Annotated in this window: 15 protein-coding genes; 4 read left to right on the top strand and 11 right to left on the bottom strand. The window is 68.8% G+C overall.

The window, feature by feature from the left end; genetic code table 11:
* Positions 1 to 175 precede the first annotated feature (175 nt).
* On the top strand, positions 176 to 1,486 hold the full coding sequence (locus tag ACFWGD_RS02665; RefSeq protein WP_377776952.1) for a hypothetical protein: 1,311 nt from the start codon (positions 176 to 178) through the stop codon (positions 1,484 to 1,486).
* 113 nt (positions 1,487 to 1,599) lie between these two features.
* Here the strand turns inward: ACFWGD_RS02665 and ACFWGD_RS02660 are convergent, their stop codons facing one another.
* From ACFWGD_RS02660 to ACFWGD_RS02615, 10 genes are all read right to left on the bottom strand, one after another.
* Positions 1,600 to 2,418: an SDR family NAD(P)-dependent oxidoreductase gene (locus ACFWGD_RS02660; protein WP_377776951.1), complete on the bottom strand. Its 819-nt coding sequence runs from the start codon at positions 2,416 to 2,418 to the stop codon at positions 1,600 to 1,602.
* A complete protein-coding gene (guaD, locus tag ACFWGD_RS02655; protein ID WP_377776950.1) occupies positions 2,415 to 3,710 on the bottom strand; it encodes a guanine deaminase in 1,296 nt (431 codons plus the stop codon). Before guaD ends, ACFWGD_RS02660 begins: the two co-directional genes overlap by 4 nt.
* A gap of 7 nt (positions 3,711 to 3,717) precedes the next feature.
* The gene (locus ACFWGD_RS02650; protein WP_377776949.1) at positions 3,718 to 4,872 is read right to left on the bottom strand and encodes a PDR/VanB family oxidoreductase; all 1,155 of its coding nucleotides are present in this window, start codon (positions 4,870 to 4,872) and stop codon (positions 3,718 to 3,720) included.
* Between the two features lie 10 nt (positions 4,873 to 4,882).
* Entirely contained in the window at positions 4,883 to 6,022 is a 1,140-nt protein-coding gene (locus ACFWGD_RS02645) for an aromatic ring-hydroxylating dioxygenase subunit alpha (RefSeq protein ID WP_377776948.1), read from the bottom strand.
* A gap of 333 nt (positions 6,023 to 6,355) precedes the next feature.
* The gene (locus ACFWGD_RS02640; protein ID WP_377776947.1) at positions 6,356 to 7,738 is read right to left on the bottom strand and encodes a Dyp-type peroxidase; all 1,383 of its coding nucleotides are present in this window, start codon (positions 7,736 to 7,738) and stop codon (positions 6,356 to 6,358) included.
* 8 nt (positions 7,739 to 7,746) lie between these two features.
* Positions 7,747 to 9,057: an iron uptake system protein EfeO gene (gene efeO / locus ACFWGD_RS02635; RefSeq protein WP_377776946.1), complete on the bottom strand. Its 1,311-nt coding sequence runs from the start codon at positions 9,055 to 9,057 to the stop codon at positions 7,747 to 7,749.
* Between the two features lie 87 nt (positions 9,058 to 9,144).
* Positions 9,145 to 10,113, bottom strand: coding sequence for an iron uptake transporter permease EfeU (gene efeU / locus ACFWGD_RS02630; RefSeq protein ID WP_377776945.1), 969 nt, complete (start codon positions 10,111 to 10,113; stop codon positions 9,145 to 9,147).
* A gap of 277 nt (positions 10,114 to 10,390) precedes the next feature.
* Complete coding sequence (locus ACFWGD_RS02625; RefSeq protein ID WP_377776944.1) at positions 10,391 to 11,620, bottom strand: Gfo/Idh/MocA family protein; 1,230 nt, start codon at positions 11,618 to 11,620, stop codon at positions 10,391 to 10,393.
* 159 nt (positions 11,621 to 11,779) lie between these two features.
* The gene (locus tag ACFWGD_RS02620) at positions 11,780 to 12,583 is read right to left on the bottom strand and encodes a pirin family protein (protein ID WP_377776943.1); all 804 of its coding nucleotides are present in this window, start codon (positions 12,581 to 12,583) and stop codon (positions 11,780 to 11,782) included.
* A 63-nt stretch (positions 12,584 to 12,646) separates the two neighbouring features.
* On the bottom strand, positions 12,647 to 12,901 hold the full coding sequence (locus tag ACFWGD_RS02615; protein ID WP_377776942.1) for a hypothetical protein: 255 nt from the start codon (positions 12,899 to 12,901) through the stop codon (positions 12,647 to 12,649).
* 60 nt (positions 12,902 to 12,961) lie between these two features.
* Between ACFWGD_RS02615 and ACFWGD_RS02610 the strand changes: the two genes are divergently transcribed.
* The 3 genes from ACFWGD_RS02610 (at position 12,962) to ACFWGD_RS02600 (ending at position 18,736) form a co-directional block, all read left to right on the top strand.
* Positions 12,962 to 13,459, top strand: a complete 498-nt coding sequence (locus ACFWGD_RS02610; RefSeq protein ID WP_377776941.1) for a DUF1801 domain-containing protein — start codon at positions 12,962 to 12,964, stop codon at positions 13,457 to 13,459.
* Between the two features lie 125 nt (positions 13,460 to 13,584).
* Positions 13,585 to 17,103, top strand: a complete 3,519-nt coding sequence (locus ACFWGD_RS02605; protein WP_377776940.1) for an exonuclease domain-containing protein — start codon at positions 13,585 to 13,587, stop codon at positions 17,101 to 17,103.
* Positions 17,104 to 17,179: 76 nt separating this feature from the next.
* Positions 17,180 to 18,736, top strand: coding sequence for a SulP family inorganic anion transporter (locus ACFWGD_RS02600; RefSeq protein ID WP_377776939.1), 1,557 nt, complete (start codon positions 17,180 to 17,182; stop codon positions 18,734 to 18,736).
* 31 nt (positions 18,737 to 18,767) lie between these two features.
* Here ACFWGD_RS02600 and ACFWGD_RS02595 read toward each other — a convergent pair whose 3' ends face one another.
* Complete coding sequence (locus tag ACFWGD_RS02595; RefSeq protein ID WP_377776938.1) at positions 18,768 to 19,256, bottom strand: HD domain-containing protein; 489 nt, start codon at positions 19,254 to 19,256, stop codon at positions 18,768 to 18,770.
* Between the last annotated feature and the right edge of the window lie 15 nt (positions 19,257 to 19,271).

The following is a 19,271-nucleotide window of genomic DNA, read 5'->3' as shown; positions in this document are numbered from 1 at the left end:
CGGTGGGGCGCGTGGCGTTGCGGCAGCGACCGGGCGGTGAGCCCCGGACCCTTTCGAAAACCTGCGCGGTGCGAGCCCGAGCGCGATCCGGGGCGCCGCATAGTCTGCGGGCGCAACCGCGGAACCGGCCGTGGTGCCGGCCGCAGCGCCGAGGATCGAAAGCGAGGGCCCGGCCATGGACCTTCATCTGATGCAGCAGGTCAAGCGGTTGTTCGCGTGGGCGGATGCCAATGATGACACCCGGAACATGGAGCTGCACATGCAGGTTGCGTTCGGGTTGTTGGCGGAGCAGGGCGCGACGACGACGCCGAAGCACTTGCTTGACGACGACGAACTCGAGGTGCGCGACACCCCCGTCATCCGCCAGGTCCAGTTGTCGCAGTCCTACCGCTGGGAGCGGGCGAGGTTGGCGTCGCGGATTGCCGAGGGGCTGCATTGCCAGTTCTTGTGGGTCGGCTCGCTCACCCAGGAGCAGCCGACGCTGGGCTGTTTCATCGGGTGCCCGCCGCACGCTGACCGGGCGCGGCTCCTCTTCGAGCTGATGGACCCCGACCTGCGATTGCTCACCCGGTTCATCGGTCCTCCTCAGGGAAACGGGTGGGGAGTCGACGGCCCGCCGCCGGCCAGCGCCCGGGCGTACTTCCAGTCGCGGTCCGAGGCGATGATCGACGTGATCAATTGGACCTACGAGCGCCTGTACGAAACCGAGGTGCTGGCAGCGTCGCGCAAGGGGTTGGCGGACGATTTCGCGGAGGATCGGCGCCTTGCCCACGAGTTCGTCGATGAGATGTGGGGCGACACCATGACCGTCTACGACCTCGGCGCCGGCCAGCCGGACTATCCGATGGTCGACGGGTTGCCCGCCGAGCGCTTCCGTGAGTTCCTGGCGGAGCTCGAGGGCGACGAGTACGACGATGACGTTGACGACGAAGCCGACGCCGATGACGACGAGCTCGAGTACGACGAAGACGATGAAGATGACGTCGACGACTTCGACTACTCCTTCGACTTTCTCGACGACGACGAAGACGAAGATGAGGAGGCCGAAGACAGCTTCGGCGGGACGGACGCCCTGCCGTTGTTCGACATCCCCGGCGTTGATTCGCCCGCCGAGCAGGCGATCGAGGCGTCGACGTGGGTGTACTTCATCGAGGCGGTGTGGGACGACAACGCCGACCCCTGCCTGATCCGTTTCGGCGCCGGCGGGTGGCAGCTGTACTTCCCGGCGATGGGCCAGTGGTTCCGTGACGACGCCGCCGAGAAGATGGCCGTCGAGTCCGGCCTTTTCGACCGCACCACGCGCGAGGACGTCGAGGATTGGGTCGACATTCTCGGTGCCGCCGCCGGGAGCGGGGAAGACGGGGAGCCCCAGACCGTCGAGCGGGAGATCGTCAAATGCCTCGACCGTGGACTCGACCCCGACACCGCGCGGCAGGTCGTGCGGATGCGCTGGGCAAATCTGCCGGACGCGCTGCTGTCGGAGTAATCCCACCGCCCACGGCCCCGGCATGGGCGCTTCAGTCCGGCCGTGCGACCCAACGCCTCTGCTTGACGACGGCACCGGGGAACTTCCCCCACCGTGCCGTCGTCAAGCAGCCTCTACCTGCTCCGCGCGGCCAGACGCTTCGCGCCCTTGCCGGCCCTCCGCATCGCCGCGAGGTACAGCGGCCGGGCGAAGCGCTTGGCGTACCAGCCGACCACCGCGACGGAATCGGGCGTGACCACCTGGCGGCGGGCGTCGATGCCCTTCATCGCGCGGTCGGCGACGGTCGCGGCGGTGAGGGGAGTCTTGGTCAGCAAGGTGCGGGCGAGGTCGTCGGCCTCGGCATCGTCGCCGGTCAGGGAGTCGGCGAGGTTGGAGCGGAAGAACTGCGGGCAGACGACCGTGGTGGTGATGCCGCGCTCGCGCAGCTCGAAATCGACCGTTTCCGCCAGCGCGACGACGGCGGCCTTCGTGGCGTTGTACGTGGACATCTTGATGGGGTGGATCAGGCCGGCGATCGACGAGGTCATGACGATCTGCGCGCCCGGCTGCAGCAGCGGCACGAACGCGCGGCAACCGCGGACGGCGCCGAGCAGATTGATGTCCAGCGCCCGCTGCCACGTCTCCATGGTGACATTCTCGATCGCCCCGCCGACCGCGATGCCGGCGTTGAGCACCAGCACATCGACCGCGCCGACCTCAGCGGCCGCCGCCTCCCAGTCCGCGTCCGAGGTCACGTCGAGCTTTCGGTAGGTGCACCGCTCACCGAGCGTTGCGACGTCCCCGTTCGCCGCGTCATGAAGATCGGTCGCGATGACGTGATCGCCGCGGGCGACGAAGCGCTTGGCCAATTCCAGGCCGAAACCCGAGGCGGCGCCGGTGATCAGGACCCTGCGGGGGCCGGTGGGCGTCGCGTTGCTGCGGAAGATGCTCATGAGGCGAGCGTAGCGGCGACGTAGGTGCGCGCAACGCAGCGGTCGTCGCCGAGGGTCATCATCGCGAAGAGGATCTCTTCGGTCGTCGGCGAACCGACCTCGGACCCGGCCCCACCGTCGAGGCGTTGCCGCAGAATCGGGCTCGCCAGAGGATCGAGGACCACGACGTCCGCGTCCTTCCCGGGCTCCAGGCTGCCGACCCGGTCGGAGAGGCCGAGGGCGTCGGCGGCGAAGATCGTCGTAAAGCGAAACGCGTCGGCGGTCGACAATGGTGCGCCGCTGAGCCGGGACACCTTGTACGCCTCGCCCATGGTCGCCAGCGGCGACAAGCTGGTGCCGGCGCCGACGTCGGAGCCGAAGCCGACGTGCAGCCCGTCGACGGCGCGGGCCCTGGCCAAATCGAACAGCCCCGAGCCGAGAAACCCGTTCGACGTCGGGCAATGCGCCAACGCGGCGCGGGCGGCGCCGAGGCGGGACAACTCCCCGTCGGAGAGATGGATGGCGTGGCCGAAGACGCTGCGGCGCCGCACGAGGCCGTGGCGCTCGTACACGGCGGTGTAGTCGGCGTCGCCGGGGAAGAGCTCGGCGACCCATGAGCATTCGCCCTGGTTCTCCGACAGGTGCGTCTGGATGGCGATGTCGGGGAACTCCGCGGCCAGGGCGCCGAGCGCGGACAGCTGCGCCTCCGACGACGTCGGCGCGAAGCGCGGGGTGATCACGTACTCGAGCCGGTCGACCCCGTGCCACCGCTCCAGCAGTGCCCGGCTGTCGGCGTAGGCGGACTCCGCGGTATCGAGCAGGCCCGGCGGCGCATTGCAGTCCATGCACACCTTGCCGGTCAGTATCCGCAGGCCACGGCGCTGTGCCGACCGGAACAGCGCGTCGGCCGAACCGGGGTGAACGGTGGCGTAGACGCAGGCGGTGGTCACGCCGTTGGCCACGAGGTGGTCGCAGAATTCCTCGGCGGCGGCCGCGCAGTGGCCGTCGTCGGCGAAGGCCAGCTCGGCGGGGAAGGTGTAGTCCTCCAACCAGCCGAGCAACTCGCGCCCGGGCGAGGCGATCATCCCGAGCTGGGGATAATGCACGTGGCAATCGACGAATCCGGGCACCAGCAGCCGCCCCCGATGGTCGTCCACGGCGGCATCCGGGTGGTCGGCGCGCAGGTCGCGAAACTCGCCGACTGCGAGGATCACCCCATCCCGCGTGACGACGGCCCCATCCGGAAACTCCGTCAGCGAATCCCCGCCACCGGCGACGGGCGTGACCACGTGGCCGCGAATGATCCTGGTCATGAGGCGCTCACACCTCCAACGTCAACGATGGCGTCGACGCCCGCGAACAGCACACGTTGATGGAGGTGTTCGCGGCGTGCTCGGCCGGGGTCTGCACCTCGTCGCGGTGATCCGGGGTGCCGTCGAGGACTCCGGTGATGCACGACCCGCAGATGCCCTGCTCGCAGGACAGCTCCACCGGATAGCCGTGGGCGACGAGCACCTCGGCGATCGTGGAGCCGGAGGGGACGGTCATCTTTTCACCGGTGGACGCGGCGATGACGTCGAAGGACGTATCCATTGCATCGGCCGTACCGGCCGTGGATCCAAGGGCGGCCGAATCTTCCGGAGCGGCCGCATCTCCGGTGCCGGCCGGGTCCGCAGCTGGGACCGCGGGGGAGGCGGTGGCCGCGAACTTTTCCGACGCCACCGCCTCCTCCGGCCACCCGGACTCGGCCGCGCGGCGGCGTGCGGCCTCGATGAACCCGGCGGGACCGCACACGTACAGCCGCGCACCGTCGACGTAGCCGCCCGGGAGCCCGGACGTGCGGAAGGAATCACCCTCCTCGCTGAGGTGCCACGCGACCTCCGGCGCCCAGGGGCGACCCGCGATGTACTCGCGCAGCGGCTGATCCCCGGCGGAGCGGGCGAAGCAATGGAGGACGAAGTCGGTCGCCTCCCGGTGCAACTGTTCGGCCATCGCGACCAGGGGCGTCACGCCGATGCCGCCGGCGAGCAGCACCACCGGGGGCATGCGCCGCGGCGTGGCTTCCCCGTCAGCCCCGTTAGCCCCGTTAGCTCCGTCAGCCGCGTCGGTCGCGCCGGCGGGTCCTGCGGCGGGAGCCTCCAGCCGGAAGTGATTGCGCGGGGCGGACACCCGCAGCCGATCTCCCACGCGCACGCGCTCGTGGATGAACCGGGAACCGCCGCGGCCGGAATCGTCCAACGACACCGCAATGAGCATCCGGTCGCGCCGGTCACCCGGATTGACCAGCGAATACTGGCGAATCACGGGACCGTCGCCCGCGCCCGCCGTCCCAGCGTCCCCGCCGCTGCCGGGGAGGTGGACGTCGATGTGGGCGCCGGCGTCGTAAAGCGGGAACACGCCGCCGGGGTGGCGCAGCTCGATGAGCAAGCTGCGCGCCGACGAACGGGTCATGGAATGGACCACCGCATCAGTCATCGCCGCCCCCTCACGCCGTGAAAAACTCGGACAGGCCCGCCGAACGCAGCGCCCGCCGATACGCGATCGACGACTTGTCGGCGGGGATGTGGACCTCCAGGCGCGGATCCAGCGGCAGATTCTCGGGCTTCTGCGCCTCGACCATGGCGCGGTCCTCCTCGAAGATGCGGCGGTTGAACTCGTGGACCTCCGACACCGGCTGGTCCAGGTCGAAGTTCCGGCACCGCGCGTCGAGCAACCGGGTCCGCTTCGCCGACACCGGGCACGCGGCGTTCATCATGGCCAGGATCCCGCCGCCGGGGAAATGCACCGTCAGCGACGCGACGAAGGGGACGTGCAGGCGGAAATGCCGCAGCCACGTGAACCCCTCGGGGACGTCCGCGTCGACGCCGTGGGGGATGTTGGCCATCGTCGAGCGGTACTCCGCCTCGAAACCATCGGGCGTCGGGGTCGGGGAGTACGCCTCGACCTCGGTGTTGTCGGGGTCCGCGAAGGTCGCGGCGTGGACGAACGGGAAATGCGCCACATCGAGGAAGCCCTCCACCTGCCTGCCCGCGAACGCGGCGACGTCGATGGGCGGGCAGTTGATCTGCTGGAAGCCGGCGTCGTCCCAATGCGGAACCGGAGGAATGGCGGGATCGGCGGCCAGGTCGTCGCCGGCGCGCGTGGCCAGGCACACCCACACCAGGCCGTAGCGCTCCACGGCGCCATAGGCGCGCAGGTGCATCTTCGCGGGGATCCGGTTGGTCGGGTGCGCCGGGATCTCCGTGCACCGGCCGCCCGCCCCGAACCGCAGCCCGTGGTACGGGCACTTCAGGCCCTTGCCGTCGGGCTGGGCGTCGCCGAGGCTGAGCATCATGCCGCGATGCGGGCACAGGTCATCGGCGACGACGACCTCGCCGTCGACGCGGTAGGCCACCAGCGGCATGTCCAGCAGCGTGATGCTCGTGGGGCCGGCGCCGATGTCGGCGGCGACGGCGACGGGATGCCAGAAACCGGCGAGGATGCGCCAGTCGTCGGGCGTGAAGGTCAGGTTCCGGGGCAGCGGAGGCAGGTTCCCGGCGGTCGGTTCGGCTGGCTCGGGGGCGCTGCCGGCGGTGTTGTCTGTGGTGGTGCGGGGCGTGTCGGCGCCCGCGATCGTGGTGGTCATTGACGGCTCCTCGGGGCCCGGCGGGGCGTGCCGCCGGGTGGATGACGTGATCGGTGTGGCTGCGAGGACCCGCGTGCCGTGCCGTGCGCATGGGGTGCGCGCCGGCGGTGCCGCGGGCCGTGGCGCCGTCATCTGCCGTGGGCGATGTCCCCCGGGTTCCAGCCCCTGGGCAGGGGGATCTCGTGCGTCAACGTCATGCCCATGAGGTTGCCGGGCCCGGATTTCCCGTCGGTAACCCGGGCGTTAACCTTCGTGGTCCGCGGCGGCGGTGGTGTGGCCGCGTTGTTTCGGTGCGGTTAGGTGGGCACCCCGCCCAGCCGACCCCCGCCCCACCTACCCCTCGAACAGCCCCTGCCCGACGTAGCCCTCCGCGCCGACGCCGGGCGGGACGAGGAAGACGGCAGACGAGGTGGTCTTCAGGTACTCGAGGAACATGTCGTCGCGCGCCATGTTCTGGTGCACGCGCGCGAACCGCTCCGGGGTCCTGGTGAAGGCGATGAAGAATAGCCCGGCATCGAGCCGGCCCTGGTCGTCGTTGCCGTCGATGAAGTTGTAGCCGCGGCGCAGCATGCGCACGCCGCCGTTGTTGTCGGGGTGCACGCGGAAAACGTGCGAGCGCTCGTCGACGACCGGCAGACCGCGGTTGTCGCGGGCCGAAAAGTCCGGCTGGTCGAACTCGTCGCCGCCGGTCAGCGGGGCGCCATGGACCTTGTCGCGGCCGGTGACGCGCTCCTGTTCTTCCAGCTGCAGGCTGTCCCACACCTCGATGGTCATGGTGATGCGCCGCGCGGTCAGGTACGTGCCGCCCGCCGCCCACGCGCCGTCCGCGTCGCCATCGCCGTCGCCGATCCACACGTGCTCCGCGAGCCGCTCGGGCTCCTCGGCCTTGAGGTTCATCGTGCCGTCCTTCTGCCCGAACAGGTTGCGGGGAGTCTTCTGGCTTTGCGACGTCGACGACGTCCTCCCGAACCCGATCTGCGACCACTTCAGCACGGCGACGCCCATCGCCATCCGCGTCAGATTGCGGATGGCATGCGACGCGACCTGCGGGTCATTCGCGCACGCCTGAATGCACAGGTCACCGCCGGATTTCTCGGGGATGAGGAAGTCGTTGGCCATCACCGGCAGCTCGGTGAAGTCCGCGGGCATGCGGTCGGCGATGCCGAACCGGTCGGTGCCCGTCCCGCCCTCCGCATCGTTGCTTGACGACGCCGACGTGAACAACGTCCGCCCGAAACCAAAGGTCAGCGTCAAGCCGGCGGGGCCGAGGTCGTAGGCCTCGCCGGTGTCGTCGGGCGGGAAGTTCGGGCCGCCGCCGAAGGCGCCGCGGGCGCTGACCTCGCCGCCCAGCGGCAGCCGCCGGGCCGCGGCGGTCCACCGCTCGAGCAGGTCGATGAGGTCGTCCCGGGTGGCGTCGTCCACCATGTCGAACGCCGCGAAATGCATGCGGTCCTGCGCCGGGGTGATGATCCCGGCCTGATGCTCGCCATCGAAGGGATACGTCAATTCGCCGGGGTCGGAGGCCGACTGGCTACCGCCGCCGAAGAAACCCCCGGCGCCGGTGGAACCATCGGCCGAACCATCGGCGGTGGCGCGGCCGCCGGCGAAGCCGAGGGCACCGCCGGCTGCGGCACCGATGCCGCCGGCGCCGAGCATCCCGAGCATCCTGCGGCGGCTGAGCGGCTGCGATGCCGCAGAGTCATGGGTGGGGCACATCGCTGCGACTACTCCGAAATGCTCAGCACGGTGCCGGTGAGCCGGGACAGCGGCTCGCGCAGGGCATCGATCTTGCGGGTCAGCTCGGCCTGCCCGGCGGCGTCGACCGTGTCATAGAGGACGTACCCCTCCTCGAGGTTGCCGTACTCGTCGAGAAGCTCCTGCAGCTCGTCGAAGCGTCGGTCGATGTCCTCGACCAGCTTCTTGCCCTCCTCGCCCTTGCTCTCGGCGATGGGGCGGACCAGGTCATACGCGATGCGCGAGCCCTGGAGGTTGGCCTGGAAATCCCACAGGTCGTAGTGCGACCACCAGTTCTCCTCGCCGGTCACCTTGGTCACGGCGACCTCCTCCAGCAGGCCGATCGCGCCATTGGACACGGTGCTGATGTTGATGTCCTGGGCCTCGATGAACCCGTCGGCGTGGACGGTGTCGTAGAGCTTGTCCACGTCGGCCTTCAGGGCCTCGCCGATGCGCTTGCGGTCCTCCGGCGACGACGGCTCCCACCCCTCGCGGGCGGGCGTTCCATCGGCGTTGCGCTCGTCCTCCTTCGGCTGCCACAGGTCCTTCTCCATGCGGTGGAAGCCCAGCCACTCCGTGAACGTCGGGTCGTCGGCCTCCAGCTGATCGGCCTCGGCGAGGTAATCGACCTCGCGGTAGTCGATGCGCGGATCGAGGCTGCCCAGCGACTCCGCCAGCGGCTCGATGCGCTCGTAGTGCACGCGGACGTTGGCGTAGAGCTCGCGGGCGCGGTCGTCGTCGCCGGCGATGTAGGCGTCGGCGAAATCGCCCACGCCCGGCACCAGCGCCGCGACCTCGTTCTTGACGAAGTCCACGTACGACTTCACCGCCTCGTCGTAGCGCTCCTGCTCGCTGGCGTCGACCGGGATCGCCTCGCCCGTGACGGTGAAGGCGGTCTGGCCGACGTTGGCGCCGCGCAGGCCCGGCTTGCAGGCCGTGAAGTAGTCGCCGGGGGAGAGGGTGACCGACAGGTCGGCCGAGGCGCCCGGGGCGATGTTCTCCTTCTCCGAGACGATCCGCAGGCCATCGGAGCCCAGGACGTAGAACTCGGTGATCTTCTCGCCCTCGTTCTTCACATGGAAGGTGTGGTTGCCGCTGTCGACCGAATCGGTGGACACCGTGCACTCGTCGGCGGTGGACACGACCTCGATCGCGCCATCGGGGCCGTCCGAGCCGGCCGCACCGTTGGAACCGTTGGAGCCGGAATCGCCGGCGCCGGAACAACCGGCGAGCAGGATCATGGTCGTGGCGGCGAGGGCGCCGGCGGCGGTGGTGCGGCGGCGGGAGACGTGCAGGGTCATCGGGGAAACTCCGTTCATTGGGGGCGGCGCACCGGATCGGGCGCCGCGGGAGGGGTGGCGGACGCGGGGAGACGTCGGCCGGATCAGCTACTGCGCGGACGCGGGCTGGGGCCGGACCGGGGGACCGGTGGCGGCGTCGTGACGCTCATGTCCCCGGGTCGTGCCGACCTTGTTGGCACGGACCCGGCGCAGGAAAGCGGGGAAGACGACGGCCAGGTACGCGGCCCACGCGGTGATTTCGAGCCACGTCATGCGCGGCACGAAACCGACGGTGCCCTTGAGGAACGCCGCGATGGCCCCGGAGGGGTCGATGAGATGCTCGACGTTGAACGCCCAGCCGAAGGGGTACGCCGCGCCCCAGAACGGGTAGGCGGCGAAGCCGGTGAGCACCTCGCCCGTGCGCGGATGCGTCGGCGCGATCGGGTCGCCCGAGAACGGGCCGGGCAGATACGCGGCCTCCTGCAGGTCATGGATGCCGTAGGCGAGGATGCCCGCGGCGACGATGATCAGGAACACCCCCGACCAGTTGAAGAACGTGCCCAGGTTGATGCGCAGCGCCCCGCGGTAGAGGCCGTAGCCCATCGCCGCGGCCAGCGCGATGCCGGCGAGCGCGCCGAGCAGCGCCACCGGGTCGCCCGCCCAGCCCCACAGCATGAGGGTCGTCTCGATGCCCTCGCGCGCGACCGACACGAACGCGATCCAGAACACCGCCCACGCGCCGGCGACGAGCGCGGCGTCGGCGCCGGTTTCCAGTTCGCGCTTGAGGCCGCCGCCGATGCGCATCATCCAGAAGACCATCCACGTCACCATCGCCACGGCGACCAGCGACATCGTGCCGCCGATGAACTCCTGGGTCTCGAAGGCGAGCCCGCCCAGGCCAAACGTGAACAGCGCGCCGAGGGCGAGCGAGCCTGCGACGGCGAGGCCGACGCCCCACCAGATCTTGCCGGCGGCATCGGCGCGGCCGCGCTTGCGAACGTAGGCCAGCAGGATGCCGACGATGAGCGCGGCCTCGAGGCCTTCGCGCAGGCCGATGAGGAAGGAAGCCAGGAACACCGGGACGACCTTTCTGGGGGATCGGGGTCAGGGGTGAGGATTCGGGGTAGCGCGCTGACTTGCTATCCCCAACCTTCATGAGATGAGGCAAACCTTAGACCCGGCTGGGCGTGCTTCAAACACGCAGGGCGCGAAAGGCACAGAAGTTAACCCCATTGGAGGGGATTCCAATGGGGCTCGGCGGGTGGGCTGTGCGGGGTGCGGCGGCGGCCGCCGGTGGTAGGGCGGTCCGCGCCCGCGCGGACTACCTGTTCTGCGGGGTCCGCGACTTCGCGGCCTACCTGTTCTGCGGCGTCTGGTCGACGAGCTCGTCGTCGCCGGGGATCTCCTCGGCCGGGCGCGGCGGGATGGCGCGGACCTGGTCGCGGCTCAGGCCCGGGCCGAACTGGCGCGGCGGCAGGATGACCTCGCGGCCCAGGCGCAGGGACTCCTCGATGGCGATGAAGATGCGCACGTCGGCAAGCCCCTCCTCGCCATCGGGCCCGGGGCGGGTGCCGGCGCGGACGCAGTCGATGAAGTAGCGGGTCTCGCCGGCGAACTGGTCGACCGACTCCGCCACGTGGCGCTTCGTGCCCTGGCCGTTGGTCAGCGTCCAGTTGCGCGGCGGCTCGGGCGCGAAGCCGTAGCAGGAGTCCGAGGTGATCGTGCCCTTGGAGCCGACCAGCTGGAACGTGTCCAGGTCCGCGGCGTTGTAGTTCAGCGTGTACTGGGCGATGCGGTCATCGGGGAAGCGCAGCGTCACGCCGACGCCGTCCCGGAAATTGAAGTCCCGGTCCCGCGACGACACGCCCATCGCGTGGACATTGGTCGGCTCGGCGCGGAAGAGGTGGCGCACCAGATTGAGCGGGTAGGCGCCGAAGTCCGGCACGGGCCCGCCCCAGAATCCCGAGTGCCCGCGGTGGTTGCTCTCCTCGATGTCGTGGGCGAACACCGAGGTGAACGTGCGGATGTCGCCGATCGTCCCGCGCGCCGCCATGTCCGCGAGCTCGACCATGTACGCGTCCTGGTGCATGCGGTAGGCGACCATGAGGGCCGCGCCGGAGCGTCGTGAAGCAGCGATCATCGCCTCGCAGTCCTCCACCGAATCGGCCATCGGCTTCTCCAGCAGCACGGCGATACCGGCGTCGAGGGCGGGCTCGGCGAACTCGCGGTGGCGCATCACGGGCGTGGCCACGTAGATGCCGTCGATGTCGTCGCGCTCCAGCAGCTCGGCGAACTGGTCGTAGCCGTACACCGCGACGTCGTCGGCGATGGCCCGGCCGGGCGCGTCCGCGTCGGCGTCGTGCGCGGCACCGGCTCCGGTTCGCTTGACGACGGCCTCCGCCTTGGCCTCCGAGCTGGTCACGATCGCGGCGATTTCAACGTCGGGAAGGCTGCGCAGAGCCGGGATGAACGCCTGCTGCGAGATCTGGCCGATGCCGACGACCGCGAAGCGGAAGGTGCCGGGCTTGGAGGCGGGGTTGGACGGGGAAGTGGGAGTGGGCGTGGGTTGGTTAACGGGAGTCATTGCCGCCGACGGTACGCGCGGGCCCATCGTCGTGCCACGATTCGCGGCGTCACCGGCGAGCTCCGAGCACCCCGCTCGCAGAAACCTACGTTTCGGCCAGATACCCACGTTCAAACGTAGGTACCTGGCCGGAACGTAGGTATCTTTCGGCTGTCGTGGCTAGCCGCCGATGCCCCGGTCCATGGTCCAGACCAGGACCTCGGTGTCGTCGATGGCCGTCGCGGTCAGGGGCGAAGCCGGCGAAGAACCGCCGGCCGAATCGGGGGAATGGGTGGTGATGCGGGCGACGTCACCGTCGTAAAGCGTCTCGTCGCCGAGGGACACCGAGCCGGACGCGACGAAAAAGTGCGTGAACCGGGTGGTCGGGACCTCGAACGCGCGGCCGGCGGGAATGCGGCCTACCCGCAGCGTCGCCCCGGAGGTGCCGATGGTCAGCGGCGCGATGCCCGGCGTGCCCGACGCGACCGGGGCCAGGGTGCCGTCGGCGAGCGCGTCGTTGAGGTCGGCCTCGTCGTGGGATGGCGCGGTGCCCGGCGCATCCGGTGGCAGCCACGACTGGATGACCCGCAGCGTCTTGCCGTCGAGGTACCCGGAGGCGTTGAGCTCGGAATGGCGGATGCCGCGGCCGGCGCTGACGCGCTGCGCCATGCCGGGCGTCAGGATCGACTCGGACCCGGCGGCGGAACCCTCCATGCCGCCATCGTCACGGTGGCGCAGGCGACCGTCGATGACCCACGTGACCAGCTCGACGTCGCGGTGCTGGTGCATGTCGAAGCCCTCGCCGGGGGAGACGACGTCATCGTTGTGCACCATGAGCAGCCCGAACGCGTTGCCCTCCAGGTCGAAGCTGCCGGTGGCGGGGAAGGACTGCCGCGACAGCAGCGCCGAATCGCGCCACGTCGAACGGTCGGCGGCGCGGATTATCCGGATCTCGTGGGCCGGCGCGGCACTGGAATGTGACATGTCAACTACCCTAGCGGGCGCTCCCCGAAAGTCCAGGGACGGATTCCGCCCCGGCCCCGCGCCCTACTTCTTCCGCCCGATGGCGAAGTACGCGCCGGGGCCGAAGGAGTTGATGAAGCTCAGCGCCACCCACAGCCACTTCGGGCCGCGGACCTTGTCGGCGGGGCGCTTGGCCAGGTCGCTCCACACGCCGACCTTCGCGGCCAGCTCGGCGACGACGGCGGCGATGATGCCGATCTTCGCCGGCAGGCTGAAGCCGTTCCACTCCTCGACTTTGGCGGCGAACGTCTTCCGGATGTCCATCTTCTTGGTGCCCATGCCCCGACTCTACGTCGCGCGCCCGGCCCCGCGCGGTGCGTTCTGCGGCACAATGAATTCATGAAATCCGACGCGAAGACCGTGGAGCAGTACCTGGCAGAGCTTGACGACGACCGCCGTGGCGTCATGACCGACCTCGTCGATGCCATCGACGAGCATCTCCCGCCCGGGTTCGAGATGGAAATGCAGTACGGCATGCCCAATTGGGTCGTGCCTTTGTCGACGTATCCCGACGGCTACCACTGCACTCCCGATACGCCGCTGCCGTTCCTGGCGATCGCCAGCCAGAAGCAGTACATCTCGATCTACCACATGGCGGTCTACGCCGACGATGAACTGCTGGACTGGTTCGTCGCCGAGTACGAGAAGCTCGACACCGGCCGGAAGCTGAACATGGGCAAGTCGTGCATTCGCTTCCGCAAGCCCGAGCACGTGCCCGTCGACCTCATCGCGCGGCTGTGCGAGAAGGTCACGCCGGAGCAGTGGATCGAGCACTACGAGAAGGCCCGCGGCGAGGGGCGGCCGGGCACCGGCGTCAGGGAGGCGAAGAAGAAATAGGGGATGGCTGCCCCCATCCGGGCCAATTCGCGTGAGGTCAATCCACTGGCTCGGATATAACCGATGGTTGGGCCACGTCTTCTGCGGCCCGCGCCCACTCACGAGAAAATCGCCGAGGCCCACGCATGAGCAACCACTCTTTCGCCGTCATTGATCTGGAGACCACCGGTTTCTCCAACTCGGACCGGATCATCGAGGTGGGGGTCGTGCTGGCCGATGCGGCGGGGCGCGTGGAAAAGCGATGGCGGACGCTGGTACAGCCGGACCGGGGCTTCGACAACGGCTTCGTCCACGGGATCACCCCGTCCGATCTCATCGAGGCCCCGCGATTCGAGGACATTGCTCTCCGGCTCGCGGATCTTCTCAACGGGCGTGTTGTGGTCGCCCACAACGCGTCGTTCGAGAAGCGCTTCCTGGGCAACGAGTTTGCCCGAATCGGGTTGCCGCTTCCCGACGACGGTGACTGGCTGCTGGACACGATGCGATCGGCGAAGGGGATTTTGCCGGGGCCGTCCTACAAGTTGGAGGCATGCCTCGAGTGCATCGACGTGGACAACGCGGCCGCGCACACGGCGCTGGCCGATGCCGACGCCACCGCGTGCCTGCTCGCTTACCTTTTGCCGTGGATGACCGATGATCTCTCCGGTGCCCGGCCCCTGCATCTCGACGATTTCGATCTCGCCGTCTTGCCTCCGTCGACCGTGCCGCTGCTCGTCCGGGATGACGGACTGTTCACCGACGAGGAAGATGGCACGAGCATCACCCGCTCCACCAGCACCGGTGAGCACGCCGATTCCGGCGAGTGGATGCGGCGCATCACCGACGCGGCGCCGGGCATCGGCGATCGGGCCGCCGACGAATACATGGGGCTCCTCGCCGACGCGATGGTCGATGATCGGCTCGACGACGATGAAATCGCGCAACTCCTGGACACCGCCCACGCCCTCGAGTTGTCCGACGATGACGTCGACGAATTGCATGAGCTGTACCTCCGGCAGGTGTCCATCGAAGCGTGGGCCGACGGTGTGGTCACCGCCGAGGAACGCGAGCGTTTGCTGACCATCGCCGATGAATTGTCGATCGGGCGGGCTCGAGTTGCGGTGTGGTTGGCGGAGCCGTTGGGTTCGTGGACGACGGTCCGTCGCCAAGCCGAAGCATCGGATGCCGACGATGACGGCAATGACGCCGAATCTCTGCAGTTGGTGCTCGCTCCCGGTGACCGGGTCACGTTCACGGGGGCGATGGCGATCCCGCGCGAGGAGTGGGCGCGACGGGCCACCGAGGCCGGGCTCGACGTGGGTGGCGTTTGCGGGCGCAGCCGCGTGGTGGTCGCGGCCGACGTCGCGTCGATGTCCGGCAAGGCGAAGAAGGCCCGTGAACTGGGTGTTCCGGTGATCGGGGAGCGGGAGTTTGCGAAACTGCTCCACAACATGGTCGACGATGCCGCCCCGGTTGATGGCGCCCCAACCGAGGCCGCTGTCGAGGCTGCAGCATCGCCCTACGCGGAGGACACCGCCGTCCCGGTCGTTGACGCCGTCCCGGAGATCGTCCATGAAGCCGCGGTGTTGGATTTGGGACGCATTTTCCCGTGGCTGGCCGATGTGCCGGAAACCCAGGCCGATGCCGCCGGGGTGGTGGAATCGTGGCTGACGTTCCGTGCGGATCTCCCTTTGCATTCCATGTCGCCGGTGCTCGAGCCGGCCACCCGGCCCGAAGGTGTCGACCTCACGCTGAAGACCACGGCCACCTGGTTCGAGGTGTACCCCGAACCATTGGTGGCATCGGCGGAGGACCTGCGCGAACTGCGGCACGTCGGCCGGGTGAAGCTCCGCTCCTTCGTCTACGCGACGGTGCTCCAGGCGATCGACGATGCGGAGCTCCTCGACGGTGATGGTGGTGTTTCGGAGGGGCTGGGCGCGGAGCTTTACGACGAGACCGCGTCGGATGAGGCACCGGACTTTTTCGACGGTGGGTTTCCGACGTCGGACGACTTCTATTCGGACAGTGCGGCTCGAGCCGTGGGGCCCCTCGACGCCGACGAGATCGTCGCGGGGTGGGTGGCGCTGCTCGGCGACTGGCCATCGGCCACCGGGACCGACGCCGAGGATGACGCTCTTGGTGCTCCGCCGGCGCTGGTGCGGGAGGCGCTGGACGAGGCCGCTGATCCGACCGATCGTGTGGTCAACCGCGCCGTCGCGGAAATCGATGAGGCAATCGGGATCGGCGACTTGCGTCGTGCAGCCATTGTCCAGGGACGGGTGGCAGGAACTCGAACCCTTGACGATGTGGGACAGGAATTCGGAGTCACCCGCGAGCGGATCCGTCAGATCGAGAAAAAGGTGCTCGAAGACCTCTCAATGGCCGGGCCGGCCTGTGACTTGATCAATGCGGCCCTGCCATTGCGATTCGGACCGTGCATACCCGAAAGCGACCTTCTGGGTGCCTTGCCCGGGATCGGCGCCGAGCCATCTGCCGCGCGCATGCGTCTCCTCGACGTGCTTCCGGCGACCGCTGCCGAATCCCCGGTCGGCTGGCGAATCGACGAGGGGTGGTTCCTCGTCGGTGACATCGACGGGGCGATCCTCGCCGCGATTGATGCGCACGCGGATGATTACGGCACCGCGTGCGTCGGCGAGGTAGCCGCCGACGTCGGCATCGATCCTGAGATTCTGGAATTGCGACTCCGGGAGACGACGGCCTTCGAGTTTCGGGACGGGAGAGTATTCACTCGTGTGGCGAGCATCCCCGAACGTGCGGCGACTGAGCTGCACCTGGCCAACCGGCCAATGACCACGGAAGAGCTCCACCGTGCCCTAGGCAACCGGTCCATTACGTCCATCTCAAACGCGCTGAGCCTGGCAGATGAGATCATTCGTTGCGGGCGCGGAACTTGGGCTCTGGCGGAGTGGGGCGAAGAGGAATGGACGACGATCTTCGACCTGATCAATCGCCGTATTGACGAATCTGAGGACGGCTTCGTCTCCATCGAAGACCTGAACGCCGACGCCGACCGCTTCGGGGTCTCGAGGAATTCCATTCTCACGTACGCGTCGACTCCCGAGTTCGTCATCGAGGATCGCCGGGTCCGCCGTGCCGGAGAAGACGAGAAACCCACGGTTCGCGCGACCCCCGAGGAATCGCGGGCCTTCTACCGGCGGAATGGGAATTGGTGTCTGTTGGTCACCGTCACACGTGACCACCTGCGTGGTTCCGGGTCCCAGATCCCCGTCGGGGTCGCAGTGCATTGTGGGCTTGAGTTTGGGGAGACCATTCACATGCCGAGCCGGCTCGGCGAGCAACGGGTTTCGTGGGGAAGATCCATGACCAGCATCGGCACCATCTCCCGTTTCATGGCCGATCTCGGTTGCGTCGAAGGCGACCGGGTGTGGCTCGTATTCGGCGACGAATTCGATGTCGTACCGGCGACCCCGCGATTGAGTGGGCTCGACGGCGCCGCGGAGCTTCTCAACGCGACCGGTATGGACGATTTCTGCGACGCCGATTCCACTGCCGATGTCGACGCTGTGCTGGCGGTCGTCAACGAAGCACTGGATCTTTCTGCGGGCGCCGCACGCCGCAAGACGGTGTCGCGCCTACGCCATCGCCGTGACGAAGAGCTTGCCGAACTGGTCAGGGGATTGTGAATCAACAGCTGGCCTCGTGGAAGCCTTCAGGGGAGTCCGCCGATACAGTAGGTGCGATTCTCACGGAAGGCCGTTCATGTCGAATAACAGCGGTGGCGTCGCGCAGCGCGTCGTAAAGCCCCAACCCGAACCCGACGCACCGGTCGGGGTCGTGGACTCGTTCCGCTTCGCGTTTTCGTCGCCGGTGCGGCTGCGCAAGGAGGTCTTCGGCGGGCTCGTCGTCGCGCTGGCGCTGATCCCGGAGGCGATCTCGTTTTCCATCGTCGCCGGCGTCGACCCGCGGCTGGGGTTGTTCGCGTCCTTCGCCGTCGCCGTGACCATCGCGTTCACCGGCGGCCGGCCCGCCATGATTTCCGGTGCCGCGGGGTCGATTGCGCTGGTCATCGTGCCGCTCGTGCGCGACCACGGCGTCGACTACCTCATCGCGACGGTGCTGCTGGCCGGTGCGCTGCAGATCATCATGGCGCTGTTGGGCGTGGCCAAACTGATGCGGTTCATTCCGCGGCAGGTGATGGTCGGATTCGTCAATGCTCTGGCCATCCTCATCTTCACCGCCCAGCTGCCGCATCTGATCGGCGTGCCGTGGCTGGTGTATCCGCTGGTGGTGGCTGGCATCGCCATCATGGTCCTGTTCCCGCGGGTGACTACCGTCGTGCCCGCGCCGCTCATCGCGATCCTGGTCATCTCCATCGTCGTGGTCGCCGCCGGCTGGAAGGTGCCCAACGTCGGCGATCAGGGCGAGCTGCCCGATTCGTGGCCCGAGCTGCTCATCCCGAACGTGCCGTGGACGCTGGAGACGCTGCAGATCATCGCGCCCTACGCCTTCGCCGTCGCGCTGGTCGGGCTGATGGAGTCGCTGCTGACCGCCAAGCTCGTCGACGACATCACCGAGGTCCACTCCGACAAGACCCGCGAGTCGTGGGGCCAGGGCGCCGCGAACCTGGTCGGCGGCCTGTTCGGCGGCATGGGCGGCTGCGCGATGATCGGCCAGACCATGATCGGCGTCCGCGAGGCCGGCGCCCGCACCCGCCTGTCCACGCTGCTGGCCGGCATTTTCCTGCTCATCCTCGTCGTCTCGCTGGGCGACATCGTCGGCCTGATCCCCATGGCCGCGCTGGTCGCCGTGATGGTGATGGTGTCGGTGGGCACCATGGACTGGCACTCGGTCCATCCGCGCACGCTGCGGATCATGCCGCTGAGCGAGACCACCGTCATGGTGGTCACCGTCGCCGCGACCGTGATCACCCACAATCTGGCCATCGGCGTCATCCTCGGCGTGGTCACGGCGATGATCATGTTCGCCCGCCGCGTGGCGCACATGGTGGGCGTCGAGAAGGTCGCCGAGTCCGATGTCGATGGCGACGGCACCGTCGACGCCCGCCGCTACCGCATCCGCGGCCAGCTCTTCTTCGCCTCCAGCAATGACCTGGTCTACCAGTTCGACTATGCCGGCGACCCCGACCACGTCATCCTCGACCTCACCGAGGCCGATGTGTGGGACTCCTCGACCGTGGCCACCCTCGACGCCATCCGCACCAAGTACGAGGCCAAGGGCAAGCGCCTCACCGTCGTCGGCCTCGACGGCCAGAGCCTCGACCGCCTGGAGCGCCTGTCCGGGAAGCTGGGGGATTAGGGCCCGCCGGCCGCTCCTACTCGGGCCGCCCCTACTTCTCCGGCTCCTCCAACCTCTCCAGCGCCGCTCCGTACCGCGCCCGCAGCTTCTCCACGCGGGCGCGTTCGCCATCGGTGCCGGTGGGCAGGTTGCCCAGGCTGCCGTGGTTGTCCCGCACGTCGGCGAGCTTGATCGCCCGCGACTCCTCGCCGGCCGCGGCACGCTCCACGAACTCCGGGTAGCTCTCCCCGTCCCGCCTGGTCACGGCTTCGACATGCTTGACGACGTCCTCCCGCATCCCACTCCGCTCCCTATCCCAGAGTTCGGGGTGGTCCTCGGCGACGTCGTGAAGCAAAGCCGCCGCAACCATGTCCGGCCCGCCGCCGACCGCCTCGACGACCTCGGCGACGCGCTCGACGTGGCGCAGGTACGGCTCGTCGGCGCCGCCGGGGCCGGGGCGGACGTCATCGCGGTGCGCGCGGGCGGCCAGGGCGTGGGCGGCGCGGATCGTGGCGTCGGGGTGGGCGGCGAAGTCGGTCATGGGGCCGAGCGTAGG

Source organism: Corynebacterium sp. NPDC060344 (assembly GCF_042725215.1).
Lineage (GTDB): Bacteria > Actinomycetota > Actinomycetes > Mycobacteriales > Mycobacteriaceae > Corynebacterium.
The sequence above is the reverse complement of the archived record's forward strand: the minus strand, read 5'-3'. Positions and strand labels throughout refer to the sequence as shown.